Genomic DNA, 17,002 nt, shown 5'->3' on the forward strand with positions numbered 1-17,002 from the left:
CAGCGCGTGATGAGTGCCGTGTATCGCTCGGGAGGCCAGATAGATCGCTGACGCGTCGGGTTACCGTAAAAGCGCTGGCGCCCCCGTGATCGTACCTTGGTCGGCGGAGCGAATCACCACAATCCGACACCCACGCACCGCTCGTCGCTACCCCGCATCGCCGAGTTCTAACCGATGCCCGTAGCGGCGCATCAGTTGTTTTCGCAGCGGAGCCCATTTGGGGTCTGACAATTCGGGGTCCTCGTCGATCGTTTGCTGAGCGATCTGACGAGCGACCTGTAGGATTTCTAAATCGTCGATCACATTTGCGATTCGCAGCGGCGGCAACCCGCTTTGGCGCGCCCCAAGCACGTCGCCTGGACCGCGCAAGCGAAAATCGGCTTCGGCCAGCTCGAATCCGTCCGCGGTCGTTTCGAACACCTTTAATCGCTCGAATTCCTCCGCCGTCTGACTGCCGTCGGTGAATACACAAACATGTCCCGGATGCACGCCTCGCGAGATCCGTCCACGCAATTGGTGCAGTTGGGCCAGCCCAAAACGCTGGGCTCCCATAATGGTCATCACGGTGGCATTGGGAACATCGATCCCCACTTCGATCACCGTGGTGGTGACCAACACGTCGATTCGTCCGGCGGCAAAGGATTGCATCACCGCTTGTTTTTCATCATTGGATAATCGGCCGTGCAACAGACCGACGCGACGATTGGCAAAGATCTCTTCACTTAGCTGCTGATAGATCGTTTCCACCGACGAAACATCTTCGTCACCGGCCGCTTCATCCTGATCCGAATCGGCGGAATCACTTTCACGGGAAGATTCATCGGAGACTGCCGCATTGACGCGGGGTGCGACCACAAACACCTGGCGTCCCTCATCCAGTTGTTCTTCGACAAACTTCCACCAACGTTGACGCCATTCCGGTCGTCCCAGGTAAGTGTTCACCTTGCCCCGCCCCGGCGGTTTCTCACGTAGTGTGGTCAGGTCTACGTCTCCAAAAATCGTCATCGCGACTGAGCGTGGGATCGGTGTTGCGCTCATCACCAGGTAGTGTGGGTCGACACCACCGCTGCGCAAGGTGACACGTTGGCGAACGCCGAACTTGTGTTGTTCGTCGATCACGCACAGTCCCAATTGTTTGAATTCGATCCCGTGCAACAGGGCCTGAGTCCCGATCACGAGATCAATCTCGCCATTGGCAGCCTTCTGCAGCGTCTCGCGGCGTTCGGCGGACGTCAACGATCCGCACAGCAATCCGATACGAACTCGGCTGTCATCCAACATCCCTGACAGCGTGCGATGATGTTGTCTGGCCAGCACCTCGGTTGGCGCCATCAACACCGCCTGATGACCATTGCCGACGGCCAGCATCATGGCATAGATTGCGATCACGGTCTTGCCGCTGCCGACATCGCCCTGCAACAGGCGGTTCATTGGAAATTGGCGTCCCATATCGCGCCCGATCTCGTGCATCGCTCGCCGTTGATCCGTCGTCAGCTCGAACGGGAATCGATTGGTGATCCGGGCATCCAATTTCGGCGTTGTTGGCAAAGCCGCCGAACGCAACTCGGTCGTCAACCGCCGCCGTCGCATGGCCAGCGCCAATTGCATCACCAACAGTTCTTGAAAGATGAAACGAGTTCTCGCCGCGGTCAAATCGCTGCGATCCGCTGGCCAATGGATACTTTCAATGGCCGCTTGAATTTCTGGCAACGGCAATCGCAGATCGATTTCGGCATCACGCAGCGCTGCGGTCGCGCTATCACGCAACTCAACCGGCAACACCTCGGTCAGCGATTCGGACAGGGCATCCATCGCGGATCGAACGAAACGTCGCATTTCATCCTGTTTGACGCCTTCGGTGAGTGGATAGATCGGCAAGATTTTTGGTTTATCGATCTGTCCGTCTTCGTCCAACAAGACGACTTTCGGATGCACGAATTCCCACCGCAATCCGTTCAATTTGGGTTCGCCGCTGATCATCACTTGTTTGTCAAATGTGATCTGTTCGGCGCGAAACGGTTGGTTGAAAAACAGGATCCTCACAGCGCCGGTCTCGTTCTCAACCACAGCGGCGAATACCGATTTGCCTGGGGTGCGAGACACAATCTCGGCATCGGTGATCATGCCAACCAGCGACGCGGATTGGCCTTCGCGCAGTCGATCCACCGAACTGGGAGGAGCGGGGAATTCGTAGTCGCGGGGAAAGCAAAACAGCAAATCGCCGGCGGTACGAAGGCCGATTTTCATCAACCGTCCGCCGCGTATGGCCCCTACACCCGGCAAATACTGCGCAGGCGTCGCGAGTGTCGTCTGGGTGGGTGCGTTTTCCATCGGTCTTTCACAATATAACAGTCGCAGCGGCGTGAAAAGCTTGATTGCGTGTTGGCAAGGGCTCAAACTGTTGACTCTGTCGTCGGACGGGTGTTCCAGTTGCCTTCCTCTTTTCAGTGTCTGTGAGGCCATGACTGATTCTCAAGTGCCAGACCCCACCACTGAACCCACCACTGACTCGACGCGTGTTGGCGACACCCCCTCCGCTGCGTCGCACCGTCCTTGGCGAGCACCGCTGATCGCCGCGGTCGCGCTGGCCGCTCTGGCGGTGGTGCTAAATTGGCCATTGGCCTATGTCGAAACAGCCACAATCGGTGACGTCGAATTGTTTCCCGATTTCAAACTCAGCCAAACCCCGTTGCCGGTGATGGCCGGCTGGCCGTTCCGCTACAGCATTCGCTACCAAGAATCCGGCACATCGCCGGGGCTGAGTGTATTTTCCATCGGCGCACTGCTTCGCAATGTCACCGTGGCCCTGTTGGCGATCGGATTGGTTTGTTTCTACGTCTATCGACGCGGAAAGTCGACGGTGGTCGCCGACAGGAAAAAGCTGCGAATCAGCATCGGCGATTTGTTGGTGTTGACGATTCTGATCGCATTGCCATTTGGCATGTGGCAATCGTTGAAACGCGGCAACCAGCATACGGGGCAGCTTGTCCGTGAGTTTGCCAAATCCGACACCGCGGTGCGTCGCTCGACATGGGTGCCGGCAATCCTGCAGCCCCGCCTGCCTACATCAGTGCTGGAAATGCTGCGGCGAATCCGCGTCGTACGACTTGAAAATCCCAGCGACGCACTGGTTCAATCGGCTGTCCAAATCCCAACGCTGACCGGTCTGCGGATCGGCGGTGGGGACTACGACCTGGCATCACTCGCGCCCCTTGGCAATTCCATTCATTTGACCGACCTACGACTTGCCGGCCGGGAACTGGACGAATCAACGCTGCAGTGGATCACGTCCAAGCGGCGATTGCACACGGTCAACCTCATGCGCACCAATCTGACCACCGAAGCTGCCAGAGCGTTGGGGACACTGCCCGATCTGCGACATCTGAATTTAATCCACACCGAAGTCCAGCTTGCCGATCTGGGCAAACCCGACTGGTCGGACACGATCGAAACACTGGAACTACCACATCCAGAACGAGGCGAACACGATCAGATCGAGATCGATGGCTGGCCAAATTTGCGTCACTTGGTGATCAATGAATATGACACCCCGGTCAATTCCGCAACGATGAAAGTGCGGTTGGCCAATCTGCCGCGATTAGAAACGCTGACGCTTGACCAATTTCAAAAATTCGATTTGGAATTGGACGAACTGCCGAAATTGAAATCCGTCAAAAATGAATTGAGTCATTGGGATGCTCGACTGCCGCACGGCGGGTCGGTGCCCGGACAAAACTGGCTGGAGCGGTTTGCCGGTTCGGGATTGCCAAACCTACAAGAACTGAGTTTTTTCTGTGTCGACCTGAAATCATTTTCGCTTCAGGGGCCGACCAAAATCGAGACCATGGGGGCGGGCGTTTACTATCGATCACTGAACCGATCTCGTATCAACAATCCGTACGAACGTGAACTGAGTCCCGAAGCGGCAACCGCGTTGATCGAAGGAATTGGAAACAGCACCGGCCCGGCGGTGATTGATTTGGACGCTGTCCCACTAGCCGGTGTCGATCTATCACCGTTGGCCAAGAACAAACAGTTGACCCATCTGTTGTTAGCTGCATCGGGCACCGAGTGGAAACAGTGGAAATCGCTGGAATCGATGAAGTGGCTGCGGCAACTGCGATTGACCAACAACCCGGTCAATGAAACGGTGGTTCGCTGGATCATTGGCGCCTTTCCAAATTTAGAAACATTGGAATACGGCCAGGACACAACATCCGGCAGGTACCGTTCCAATAGCGTCTTTATGACCGGTTCGATGGACTCGGTTGCGATCGAGTATGTCGGTCATGACAACCTGACCACGATTCTGCGACATGACGGCGATTTCAGTTACGTCGAATCGATCAAAATTGTCGACATGCCGAAACTGGAAATGTCCGTGGAAGCGGACTGGGTGGAATCGCTGAAAATTCAAAACGCGCCGCGACTCACGGGCATCGCCATCAATGGACCGTTGCCAGCGGACGCCCAAATCAGCGAACAAAACAACCTGGCGTTCTTTGCGGTTGGCGGCCCGACTGTCAGCGACGCGATCGTCGAACCGATCTTGGGCAGCACTCGGATCGGTGTGCTAACACTCGCCTATCCCGTTGTTTCCGCCGAACTGTTAGCAAAGTTGCCGGTCGGTGGGACCCACGCGTTGTCCTTGCCCGGTTGTGAAGTCGACGATGCGGTCGTCGAACAGTGGCCCAAACTACCGCTGCTAACACATTTGAATTTGGCCAACACCCAAATCACAGCCGCCAGCCTGCCTAAACTTTTGGATTCCCAAAACCTGTCGTCCCTGGTACTCGATCACTGTCCGATCGACGCCGATTCCTTGGCGGCAATTGGCAGTCAATTTTCGCTGCAACACCTGTCGGTTGCCGGTATCGGTATTCCTCGAACGATCCTTGCGAAACTGCTGCAGGAAACGGAACTCAACACTCTCAATTTGTCTGACACAGATCTGAGTGACGATCTGTTGAAATTGATTGCCGACAAAGGATCCAAGCTCAGACATTTGACGCTGCGCAACGTCACTTTCAATGACGAATCGTTGGCCAAGGCACTTTCCAGTCATCGCCAGCTGAACGTTGATTTAACCGATAGCCCGATCGCTACGCAGTTGCAAATCAAATTATTGAACGAACATCGGCTGAGATCGTTGGCCGATTGGCAACAGAGGATGCATCTGCAAGCGATTTCCCAACAGCAACAAATGGGATACACGATGACCCCGGGTGTCTTCACGGATTTCAAACCGCCATCTCTGGTCGTCGTGGAAGACTTTGCCCCCGGCGGTCAGTACTCAGCCGATGTGATCCGTGCCATGGGAACCGGGCCGAATGCCATGATGACCATCGGCGGTGGCAACCCCACAAACATCACTATCACCCCGCCTACATCGTCGACCCCGACCGCTGTTCAATTCGGTCGCTGGATCGGCCGGTTGTACAGTGGCAACGTCAATCCCGCTGACCCTGTCAACGACACGGTCGATGCAGCGGCGATCGACAGCGAAGCAGACGGAGACGACCAATGAGCGGGCACAATCGAATCGCACCGCTGTTGGTCGCTATCCTGCTGATACTCGGCGGGGCGGGGTGTGACCAACCAATCTATGACGTCGTCGTCGATTCACCGACCGAATTGGCGTTGGACCTGGTCGACTCGCAAGACGCAATCCGCCACGACTGGCCAATACGTGGGACCGTGATGGCGATCGCCAAACCACCACCGATGGCCTACTTAACCTCGTATCAGGAACCCATCCAAGTTGCGCCGCTGAACCAATGCGATCCGAAAGTTTGGCAATCCCCGTCGTTGTCCGAACCGGTTCGTACGGTCTTGCAAACATTGCTTTCTCCGCTACCGACGCAGATTGATTGGAGCGGTAATATCCCGGCACAGGAGTTTGTCGGCGCCCAAGGATTTGACCTTTCAATCGATGGCAAACGGTTGGTGACGATCACGCCGGACCAACATTTTGCGCTCTACAACACTGCCGATGGTCGTCTGATTGGAAAACGGGAATTGCCCGGGGACTGGTCCGATGCCGCAGCAATGGCGATTCGATTCGCCCCCCAATCCAATGATTTTCTGGTCGCATCAACGGCAAAGATCTGTCGGATCAGCAGTCAAGATGGCGCACCGGTCGGCGAGATCGAAGGACCTGGGGAGCCGATCAAAAAGTGGCTGGTTGCCGATGACGATTCGTACATGTTGATGTTGACGGAATCGGGAAAGCTATTTGGCGGCGACCCGGATCTACAGCGGTTTGAAGTGTTGGAATTGGAGGGTGCCGAATCGCAACCGAGCTATCACGACGTCGGAATGAGTTTCGACGGCGTCCGAATTCTGGTGACCGTGGACCAACGACCGCGCACCTACCTGCAAGAATCCGGCCGCATCGTTGACTTTGTCGAATACCCCGACACCGTTTTTGATCAGCCACCAACGATCTGCGGCGGGGCCCGGGACGATTTTTGGGCGACACCCAAAACCGCGTTTTTCACTCGCGCAGTCGTCGGTCCCAACAGCAATGCGGAATTCGGAATCGACAACACCACCGCTCGAAAAATTGCACTCGCCCCGGAACGTGAACCCGGAACGCGGTCCCTGTTCTGGCAACCGGCTTGGTTGAATCCGGTTCGGGAATCACACGGCAAAGCCGGCGAGTGGGCCATTGGACTGAGCCGCCGACCACACCAAGGAAAATGGCAATGGGTGATCCACGACATCAATATTCGAAATCGTTTTAATTCCGTCGCCAGACCGCTCGATCATAAACCCGACCGATTCATCGCCAATCGATTCGGCAGTTCGATCGCAGTCGCCGATCAAAGCGGATTGCACTTGGCCAACTGGATTCCCTGGCGAACACGCAGCGGAGTTCAAGCAACCCATGACATCGGCCTGTTCTTTACCGAAGGCGACCTCGATGATTTTGAAGCGACCTGCCAAGTGCTTCATGACCAAGATTACTGGTCACACATCGGCAGTTCGTCTGACTTCCTTGCAAATCTGCTGCGAACGGCATCGACGAACTGGGCGGTCTGGTTGGAACGTCAACAACTCGATGGTGACGATCTGGATTCAGCGATCGCGGAGCGGCTAAAGGTTTTGGAGCAATGGCACCAACAGGATGGTTTTTGGGCACGAACCGTGCATGCGAATTTATTGCACCGACAATCCTGGCGTGCCCGCGAAGCCCAAGACGGTTTGGGCGGTGATCGGTTCACGCGTTACCGAGAACGTCGCGTGCAAGCGATGGAAGAAATGAAGGCGCTGATCGACAACGAAACACGCCCCTGTTCGTTGACGTTGATGACCTATGTCGGATCGTTCTTGGAATCGAGCGGCCAGTTGGAAGAAGTCGATGCGATTTGTCGCCGTACCGTCGATTTGTTTCCGCTTGGCACCGGACTAGCGCAAACCGTCGGCTTTAAACTAGTCCCCCAGTGGCATGGTGAAGTCGGCGATATGCTGAGCTATTTGTTGTCCCATTCCCGAATGTACGAACTGCCCTTTGCCGGGCACGTCTACGCGGAAAGTGTCGGCTATCTGGGGGTTCAGCTGGATACCAACGCCTATCACTGGCGTTCCTTCGATCCCAAACTGATGGGCGATGGGATCGATCTGGCAATCGAGCAAGGCATGTCAACCGAGACATGGTTTTTCAATTGCCAGTCCTTTTACAAACAGTTGAAGAACGCCCCCGGCCGAGTCGATCAGATGGCAAACTACATCATGCAGACCAACGCGGTGGTCCCGCAAAATCGTCAATTTATCGGCGGTCAAGAGTTGTACGCGGACCAAGATCGCTGGGAGCGATTGCTGGGGGAATTGGAATAAGAACTGACCGGTTCACCCTTAGAACTGGCGGGTAAATCATGGCGGGGCAGCTCTCTGACGCCGGGCTCTGGGAACCCCGAATCCGTGGTCGAGCAGGCAGCAACCTTCTGCCGCAGTAGCCCGCTCCCGTTGTTACGGGCTAGGAGGAACGGACCCAAACGGGTTAGGATAGCGGCCTGTCCCCGGGTCGCCGGTGGCAAACCGCCCTCTCGTCCGCCTTCTCTGCGATGAACCCCCAGGTATTGGAACCATGGAGTTTCTTAGTGATCTGCATTTTGACGATCCACTGCTAAACATGGCAACGGTGCTGGTTGCAGGCATCATTGGGGGGGAGATTTTTGCGTCGATTCGCTTGCCCAAAGTCACCGGCTGGATCGCGACGGGAATCTTTTTGCGTTGGGTCGCCCTGCCCGGCATGGACACGCACAGCGATCCACAGTGCTTGGATCGTTTTTTGCCCTACATGCACTTTGTACTGGGCTTCATCGCGTTCACCGTTGGCGCCACGCTTTATTTCTCAAGCCTGCGCAACACCGGAAAACGAATCGGTCTGTTGTTGCTGGGCGAAATCCTGATCACACCGATTATTGTGGGTGTCGCGCTGTTTTTCGTTGCCCCCTTTCTGCCTGGCGGGGAAGAGATGACGAAGCAACCGGCATTGTTGCTGGCGGCCATCGCGATTGCCGGTGCGCCGGGAACCACCGTACTGGTGATCCAGGAAGCCCGTGCGCGAGGAATCTTGACGCGAACCCTGCTGGCCGCGATCGGCTTGATTGACATGATCGCGGTGGCTGCATTCGTGTTTGTGACGACGGTACTGATTGACAAAGCCGGTTGGTCACATGCGTTCCAAAGCGTTTTGGTTCAGTTTGCCATCACGCTGGCCATCGGTGGCTTTTGCGCCATCACGGCGATCCTGTTGACCAGAACGTTTGTCAGCCCAGCGTTTTTGGGGCCGACGATGGTGGCGGTCGTGTTGGGTTCCTGGGGATTTGCCGCCGGATTCGGAACTTCGGGTGGTATCTTGGCCTGTACCTTTGCCGGAATTGTGGTCACCAACCTGCGACACGACTTGGTCCGATCCTGCGAAGCCTACCTGCAAACGATTAGCGGCGCCCTGTTCGCGCTGTTCTACACGTTCGCCGGAATGCGTCTCGATTTTGGATTGGTGCCCCATGCGCTGGCATTGGTTCTGCTGTACTTCACCGCCCGGTTGCTGGGCAAGTGTTCCAGCTCGTTCCTGGCGATGTGGATGGCCGGTGCTCCCAACAACGTCCGCAACTATTTGGGGATTGCTTTGTTGCCGCACGGTGGTGTTGCGGTGGGGTTGATTTTGGTCACCAGCGAAAACCCTGCGATCAGTGAAGAGATTCGAACCTTGGTCAACACGGTTGGGTTGTCTGCGCTTGCGATCAATCAATTGTTGGGGCCAAGTGCAACGCGGTTTGCATTGGGACAATCCGGCGAAGCTCAAAAGGATCGCGCTCGATTACTGGATTTTCTACAGGAACATCGCATCAGTGTCGGTTTGACCGGCAATGATTGGGAAACCGTCGTCCGCGAATTGACCCAACAGTTGTTCGCGACATCCACGATGGGGATCGATCAGGAAGACTTTGTTCAGCGAGTGATCCAACGCGAATCCAATCACTCGACCTGTCTGGGCAAGGGGCTGATGATCCCTCATGCCATTTTAGAGAAAGGCGAAGGCGACGAAATTCGCGGCGTGCTGGGGATCAGTTCCGAAGGACTGGGATTCGAAACGCCTGACGGGCGACGTGTTCACGCCGTGTTGCTGCTGGCGACGCCCGAGATGGAACGCAAACGTCACCTGCAGGTTTTATCGGCCTTTGCAACGGCGATCACCCGCGATGCAAACTTGGCCGAACAACTGTACCACGCCTACAGTCCGGCGCACGCCTACAATGTTCTGCACGCCGATGAGCAAGCCGACATCAACTATTTTCTCGAAGACGCTGCCGACAAAGCCGGATTGCGAGAGGCAGAGTTGTCACGTCCGCTGATGGCCAAGGCGAACGTCGTGGACCAGCCGATCGATCCAAAGATTGCGACGCAGGATCTTTGACAAGATCCACTACCGCTGCTAGACGTTTGCTTGGCCCTTGATCGTGCGCTGCGCGATCTCCCAGGCATCGTTCAAGTGTTCGCGGTATTCAACCGGCGACAACAACACGCCTGTCGCTGCACCGTCGACGGAAAGTTCAATCATCCAGCCGCGATCGTAGGGGTCGGCGTTGATCAACGACGGGTCGGCCACCACGTCTTCGTTGATTTTCGTGAACACACCGGCCAGCGGAGAATACAAATCGCTTTCTGCTTTCTTGCTTTCGATGGCACCGATCATCTGTCGCGCTGCGACCGTCGACGGCGGATCGATTTCCCAATCCAAGAAATACACGTCTTGCAGCAACCGCACCGCATAGGCCGATAATCCGAACCGCCAACACTGCGTCGACGTCGACCCCGGATCCATGTGTTTGGCCCACATGTGGTTCTTGGCGTAATGGCGATCGGTTGGAAACGTGGCCTGGAACTCTCCCATCGCGAACGAGAACGAGTCGCCGCTAGGTGTATCGGACATTCTGATGTTCCGGCTCGAAGAACAATGGCAACATGGCGTCGACACGCAGCAATCCGAAACGGGTCAATTCAACCCGATCGTCGTGGACCGTCGCCCAGCCCTCGTCAACATACTTGTCCCACTGCGACTGCCAATGGGAAACGATATCGACACCGAATTTCTGTTGGAAATAGTCGCGTTCTAGATAACCACGTTTGAGCAACAGAATCATCTCACGAATCAGTTTTTGCTCATCACTGGGTACAAATCCTCGTCCCAGCGGCAATTGGCCGGATTCGACCGTCGACAAATAGCCCTCTAATTCGGCGACGTTCTGGTAGTGGACTCCACTGGCGTGGCCGAAGCTGGCGATTCCGGTGGCCAGCAAGTCGGCCCCCTTCCACAGGTTGTCACGATAGGAAAAGTTTACTTTGGACGGATCCTTGACCACCGTGTAGGCGCTGCTGACGCTGTATCCGGCATCCAAAAATTCATTGAACGCATAGTCAACCCAAGCCCGTTTGGTGGCCCAGTCGGCTACCGGACTGGAGGAATGATTGTCCAACATGTCTTTGCTGATCACGGTATTGAACGGCAATTCCATCTGATAGATCGTCACACTTTCGGGTGACATGTCGATCGTTTGACGAATGTTGTCTTTCCAATTGTCCCAGGTTTCGCCGACCATTCCGGAAATCAAGTCGATGTTGACGTTGGGGAATTCCGCTTCCGCGATCCATTCCCAGGCGCGAAACACCTGTTTTGACAAATGGGCACGCCCGTTTTCTTCCAACAATTTGTCAGAAAAGTTCTCGATCCCCAAACTGATCCGTGTCACGCCCAATTCTTCACGCAGCGTTTTGACTTTGGTCTCGCTCAGTGTTCCCGGTTCGCATTCAAACGTCACCTCTTCGGCACCGTCCCAGGTGATGTGTTCGCGCAATCGGCCGGCCAGTTTTGTCAGTTGCTTGGGCGAAAGAAAACTGGGTGTTCCGCCGCCGAAATAGACGAATCGGAACGGGCGATCGTTCATCACAGCCAATTGGCTGACCATCGAGATCTCGTTGCACAGTGCATCGACATAGCGCTGGACCTCGGGGGCTTTCACATCGGTGAAGACCTTGAAGTAACAGAACTTGCAGCGTTTGCGACAAAACGGGATGTGCAGGTACAAACCCAACGGCGTTGTTTCCGTCGGCGGGCTCTGGAGCGCGGTCCGAACGTCGCCCAGGAAGTCTTTTTTCCATTGGCTGTAAGGGGGATAATTCGAAATGAAGTAACTACCGACTTCGGTTTTCGAATCACTTGCGGCTGAAGACATAGAGCGGTCTGTGCGATTGGCGGGAACTGCGTGATCGATTGGAACGCTATTGTAGCCACTGGTCACCCTCCAGGTCATCAGTGACTGCGGATGACATCGATGGTCCGCAACAGGTCATCCGGCAGCGGGGCTTCAAACGACATCATTTGCCCGGTTTGCGGATGGCATAGCGTCAGCCGTTTGGCGTGCAGAGCCTGGCGAGTCAAAACTGGGGGGCTATCGTCGACCGATCCTTTGCCCTGCAACCAGGATTCGCTGGCCATCGCGTGCCCACCGTACAAGCGGTCACACAGGATCGGGTAACCCAAATGGGCCAGGTGGACGCGGATTTGATGGGTTCGACCGGTTTTCGGTTTGACGCGAACGGTGGTGAACCGCCCGTGCCGCTCGATGACTTCGTAAAACGTGCTGGCCGTCTTGGTCGTCGCGTGATTTTCGCGGATTGCCATTTTGTCCCGCTGATACGGATGGCGACCGATCGACGCTTCAATGACATCGCGATCACGGTCGATCCGGCCGACGACGATCGCAAAGTATTCCTTTTCAACCTCGCGATCCTGCCATTGCTGGGCCAGCGCAACATGCACCGCGTTTGTTTTCGCGACCACAATCACTCCGCTGGTGTCGCGGTCCAATCGGTGCACGATGCCGGGGCGGGTCGGCCCACCCACATCCGAAAGGGACTGAAAGCGATAGGCCAGAGCGCTGGTCAACGTGCCGATCCAGTTGCCACGAGCGGGGTGCACCACCATCCCCGGTGGTTTATTGACGACGACAAATCCGTCGTCTTCGTACAACACATCCAAAGGGATATTTTCCGGCACCACATCGTCGGAAAATTCTTCCGGCAATTGAAAGCGGATCGCCTGACCGGGTTTAATGCGAAAACTCGGACGCACCACCCGCCCGTCGACCTCCGCCCCGTCGTCCTGAACCGCCTTGCGAATCTGGCTGCGGCTGAAACCGTCGCAGGCGGATGTCAGAAACAAATCGATCCGCTGGCCGTTGGCTGAATCCGGGACGACAAAATCACGACGAACCGGATCCTCGATCGGTGTAGCGTCAGCGGCGTGTTCAGATTCAGTCACTCGGTGATGCTACTGAGATGCTTCGGAATTCGAATCATCAGCCGACTCTTCATTGGTCGATCCGGTCGGCTCGGCTGCTTCGTCACTGGTCTTAGACGCGCCATCGGCTGGAGTCTCGCTGGGCTCTGCGTCGGTCGCCGCGGCGGGTTCGGCGGGCTGATCGGTTGACTCGCTGGAATCGGCTGCTGGCTCGGCGTTCATTTCCGCCTCGTTGCCGGCCTGTGCATCCTCCGGCAATTCCAAACCGCCTTCGACGGCATCTTGCGGCTGATCCGATGCTTTCAAGTTGTCGCCCAAATCCAGATCAGGCAGCTCCAAATCGGGCAGATCCGGCAATCCTGATGCACCCGGCAATTCGGGCGGCAACGACGGATCGGCGGGCGAGAAATCTTGTTCGGAGAACCACGCCAGGAATTCGTCCGATTGGGGATTCGCCAACCGAGCGATCCGCTGTTTGGCGATTTCTACCATCTGTTCGGATTCGTTAGCATCCACCGTGCCCTGATAGGCCTGCTTGGCCTCCTCGACTTCACCCAGCGATTCGGCGGCCATTGCCAATCCGAAATTGGCTCGCGACACCAAGATCGTGTCTTTGGAGGCCCCACGGGCACTGGTGAATTGCTCTTTGGCTTGACCGAGCAACGTTTCGGCTTCGTCACGGTCTTGGTACAGCGAATTGATGCCTTGGGCCAAGCTATCGTTGCCTTGGAACAATAGCGACCAGGCCGCGGCCACGGTGTCGGGATATTGTGAGGCGACTTCGGGGTTTTCCATCAATAATTGCAATGTGGCGTCGGCCCGTTTGGCAGTTTGCCCGCTGGTGTACAGCCCGATTCCGACCAAAGCCACGACGACGGCAACCACACCCGCCAAAATCAGCTTCGAATAGGGTTCCACTTTTTTGAAAACGCTCGCGAGATTCTCTGCGACCAGATTCTGCTCGAGCTGTTCCTGGCGATCTTTCATGTGTACTGAAGCCCGCGTTTTCTAAACGATCGGGCCCTATTGAGTGGTCTGTGCGGTCATCGGCAGCGCAAGTGTCGCGCTCGGCCTGAATCCGGAAGTATAGGAATGCTAAAAACTTACCGTCAATAGAAGGCCGACTATTCGGCGGCGTGCTCCTGCAGCTCCTCAAGCGACGCAAATTCCAGCGAGGAAATGTGTGTGGACGCCAGCACCACATCCGGTGCCTGGCCCGCGTCGTAAGCTTCTTTCCAGCGGGCGGCACACAAACACCACCGGTCGCCTGGCTGCAGCCCCGCAAAGCGGAACAGTGGGTTGGGCGTGCTCAGATCGTTCCCCCGAGACTTGCTGAAGGCCAAAAATTCGGCACTCATCACACAACAAACCACATGCAATCCCGTGTCCGAAGCCCCCGTGTTACAGCAACCATCACGATAAAACCCGGTCATCGGGTCGGTGCTACAGCTTTCCAAATCGGTACCAAGAACGTTTTTGGCCATGTCAGGTCAAATCGGTGAACAGCGGGACGGAGAATCAACCCTTCAAGTGTAGCGTTTGCCCCAGCGAAATGTGCGCCGGCGTGGCCGGTCCTGCCGCGATCGCTATGATGGTTTGTTCCGCATTCTACGCCTCGCTTTCGATCTTGTTTTTTGCCGCCCGCACCAGCCATGGATGATCCCCACAACGATGCCGTCGACAACTCGCTGTATCGAGAATTGACGCCGCCCCAACGAGACGCGGTCGGGCACATCGACGGCCCGATGTTGATTTTGGCGGGCCCCGGCAGTGGCAAAACACGCGTGGTGACGCACCGCATCGCCTATCTGTTGTCGCAAGACATTCCCGATTGGCAAATCGCCGCGCTAACGTTCACCAACAAAGCCGCTGACGAAATGCGACTGCGAGTCGATCGTCTGGCGCCCGGCCAAAATGTTTGGATGGGGACCTTCCACCGGTTCTGTGCCCAACTGCTGCGACGCTACGCAACGATGGTCGGGCTGCACGAAAATTATTCGATTTACGATACCTCGGACTCCAAACAGGCGATGAAGCGGGCGATCGAGGCCGCCGGGGTCAGCACCAGTCATGCCTCGCCAGACCAAATCGCCAACTCGATCAGCAAAGCCAAAAACCAGCTGATCACGCCCGAGGTCATGCAGAATCAACATCTGTCACCCAAAGACACGGTGGCGGCCAAGGTCTATCCGGTCTACCAACGGCAATTGCTAACGGCCAACGCGGTCGATTTTGACGACTTGTTGCTACACATCGCGAATCTGCTGCGGCATAACCCGGAACTGCGCTCCGAACTGGACCAGCGGTTTCGCTACATCCTGGTGGACGAATACCAAGACACCAATCTGGCTCAATACGCAATCGTCCGCGCACTGTCGATCGACCACCCCAATCTGTCGGTCACCGGCGATCCGGATCAATCGATCTATGGCTGGCGCGGCGCGGACTTGAACAACATTCTGGATTTCGAAAAGGATTACCCGGCGGTCAAAACGGTCCGCCTGGAACAAAACTATCGCAGCACACCAAACGTGTTGCGAGTCGCCGACCAACTGATCCGTCACAACCGTCGCCGCAAACAAAAGGACTTGTTCACCGACAACGACGAAGGCGATGCGGTGATTCTGCGGTTGTTCGAGACCGGGTACGAAGAAGCCGATTCGATCGCCGATGAAATCGTTGCCGCAATCTCGTCGGGCACCGCTCAAGCCAACGACTTTGCGATTTTCTGTCGGATGAATTCGCTGACGCGTTCGCTGGAACACGCCTTACGCGGACGCGGTGTGCCCTACCAAATCGTTAACGGCGTCGAGTTTTATCAGCGCAAAGAAATCAAAGACGTCTTGGCCTATTTGCACCTGATCAATAACCCCGGACACGACGTCGCCCTGACCCGTGTGATCAACACACCGACTCGCGGAATCGGTGCCAAAACGGTGGAGCGAATTCAACAGTTCGCAGACATCAATCGAATCCCGATGCTCGAAGCAGCACGCCGCGCCGACCAAATCGAATCGCTTGCCAAACGTAGCAAGACGATGGTCAAAAAGTTTATCGCGATCTATGACCGTGTGGCGACCAAAGCCACCGCGCCGCTGGAAGACTTGATGCGGTTCTTGGTGCAAGAAACCGGGTATGACAAATTCCTGGAAAAGAGTGCCGTTGATAGCGATGATGCCAGTGCCTTGGCAAATGTCGACGAACTGATTAGTGCCGCGGTTGACTTTGACCGTCGCCATCCCGACGACGGATCGCTGGAAGCATTTTTGGAACAGGTCGCCTTGGTCAGTGACACCGATGCCTTCGAAGAAAGCGACCAACGCGTCACGCTGATGACGCTGCACGCCTCCAAAGGACTGGAATTTCCACGCGTGTTCATCGTCGGCGTGGAAGACGACCTGCTGCCGCACAAACGGTCCAAGGAAGACGACGCCCAATTCGAAGAGGAGCGGCGATTGTTGTTCGTCGGGATCACCCGCGCCCAACAATGGTTGCAACTGAGTTGCTGTAAACGACGCATGATTCGCGGCGATACCCGTCCGGTGATCCCCAGCCCGTTCTTGAACGAACTTCCACTGGACGAAATGCAGCGGATCGAATCAGCCGTCCGTCGTGATTGGTTCGACCAAGACGTCGATCAAAGTTGCCCCGACACATGGGATCTACCGGAAATCCAAGTCAATCGGGCCGCCACCGCGGACAATGGTGCCGACACGTCGTTTGACTTTGGCGCCAACCACGCCGCAATCGATGACGACGATGCATTGATCGATCAAACCAACGAACCGGTCACCGCATTTGACGCCAGCGATTCCAACCCGCCGACAACCGCATCACCAGACAAAGCGTCGGCAAACAATGCGATCCCTGACATCGGCGTCCTCAAGACGGCAGCCGATCTGTTGACGACCAACCGCCCGCCCCTGACGGCGTTTCGCGAAGGCACCACGGTGCGGCACTACGAGTACGGCGAAGGCACGATTTTGGCCGTCAGCGGACGCGGCCCCAAACGAATGGCCCGCGTTCAGTTTGCCGACGAAGAACGCAATTTCCGCCTGGCATTCGCCAAACTAGAAGTCGTCCAATAGCTCCACACCGTTGGAGTTCACGCTTTAGCGTGTCGGTACCCAACCCCAACCGTAACAACCTGAAGGTTGAACTCCACACCGTTGGAGTTCACGCTTTAGCGTGTCG

The 17,002-nt window shown here is 56.2% G+C and carries 10 protein-coding genes; 4 read left to right on the top strand and 6 right to left on the bottom strand.

The genetic code is table 11. From position 1 onward, the window contains the following. Positions 1-147: 147 nt before the first annotated feature. Complete coding sequence (gene recG / locus NHH03_RS14690) at positions 148-2,331, bottom strand: ATP-dependent DNA helicase RecG (protein WP_253157339.1); 2,184 nt, start codon at positions 2,329-2,331, stop codon at positions 148-150. Positions 2,332-2,461: 130 nt separating this feature from the next. Here recG and NHH03_RS14695 point away from each other — a divergent pair, with 130 nt between their 5' ends. From NHH03_RS14695 to NHH03_RS14705, 3 genes are all read left to right on the top strand, one after another. Next, positions 2,462-5,527, top strand: a complete 3,066-nt coding sequence (locus NHH03_RS14695) for a hypothetical protein (RefSeq protein ID WP_253157341.1) — start codon at positions 2,462-2,464, stop codon at positions 5,525-5,527. Beyond that, on the top strand, positions 5,524-7,839 hold the full coding sequence (locus NHH03_RS14700) for a hypothetical protein (RefSeq protein ID WP_253157342.1): 2,316 nt from the start codon (positions 5,524-5,526) through the stop codon (positions 7,837-7,839). Before NHH03_RS14695 ends, NHH03_RS14700 begins: the two co-directional genes overlap by 4 nt. 250 nt (positions 7,840-8,089) lie before the next feature. Continuing rightward, the gene (locus tag NHH03_RS14705) at positions 8,090-9,925 is read left to right on the top strand and encodes a PTS sugar transporter subunit IIA (RefSeq protein ID WP_253157344.1); all 1,836 of its coding nucleotides are present in this window, start codon (positions 8,090-8,092) and stop codon (positions 9,923-9,925) included. Between the two features lie 18 nt (positions 9,926-9,943). Here the strand turns inward: NHH03_RS14705 and NHH03_RS14710 are convergent, their stop codons facing one another. The 5 genes from NHH03_RS14710 to NHH03_RS14730 form a co-directional block, all read right to left on the bottom strand. Further along, positions 9,944-10,441, bottom strand: coding sequence for a glycine cleavage system protein H (locus NHH03_RS14710; protein WP_253157345.1), 498 nt, complete (start codon positions 10,439-10,441; stop codon positions 9,944-9,946). Then, the gene (locus NHH03_RS14715) at positions 10,425-11,741 is read right to left on the bottom strand and encodes a coproporphyrinogen-III oxidase family protein (RefSeq protein WP_253157347.1); all 1,317 of its coding nucleotides are present in this window, start codon (positions 11,739-11,741) and stop codon (positions 10,425-10,427) included. The genes NHH03_RS14710 and NHH03_RS14715 overlap by 17 nt, the downstream gene beginning before the upstream one ends. A 77-nt stretch (positions 11,742-11,818) precedes the next feature. Beyond that, complete coding sequence (locus NHH03_RS14720; RefSeq protein ID WP_253157349.1) at positions 11,819-12,829, bottom strand: RluA family pseudouridine synthase; 1,011 nt, start codon at positions 12,827-12,829, stop codon at positions 11,819-11,821. Between the two features lie 9 nt (positions 12,830-12,838). Further along, on the bottom strand, positions 12,839-13,795 hold the full coding sequence (locus NHH03_RS14725; RefSeq protein WP_253157351.1) for a tetratricopeptide repeat protein: 957 nt from the start codon (positions 13,793-13,795) through the stop codon (positions 12,839-12,841). A 137-nt stretch (positions 13,796-13,932) separates the two neighbouring features. Further along, positions 13,933-14,292: a DUF2237 family protein gene (locus NHH03_RS14730; protein ID WP_253157353.1), complete on the bottom strand. Its 360-nt coding sequence runs from the start codon at positions 14,290-14,292 to the stop codon at positions 13,933-13,935. 168 nt (positions 14,293-14,460) lie between these two features. Between NHH03_RS14730 and NHH03_RS14735 the strand changes: the two genes are divergently transcribed. Continuing rightward, a complete protein-coding gene (locus tag NHH03_RS14735; RefSeq protein ID WP_253157355.1) occupies positions 14,461-16,896 on the top strand; it encodes an ATP-dependent helicase in 2,436 nt (811 codons plus the stop codon). The last annotated feature ends 106 nt before the right edge of the window (positions 16,897-17,002 follow it).

The sequence above is a fragment of the Stieleria tagensis genome (assembly GCF_024129865.1).
GTDB classification, from domain to species: Bacteria; Planctomycetota; Planctomycetia; order Pirellulales; family Pirellulaceae; genus Stieleria; species Stieleria tagensis.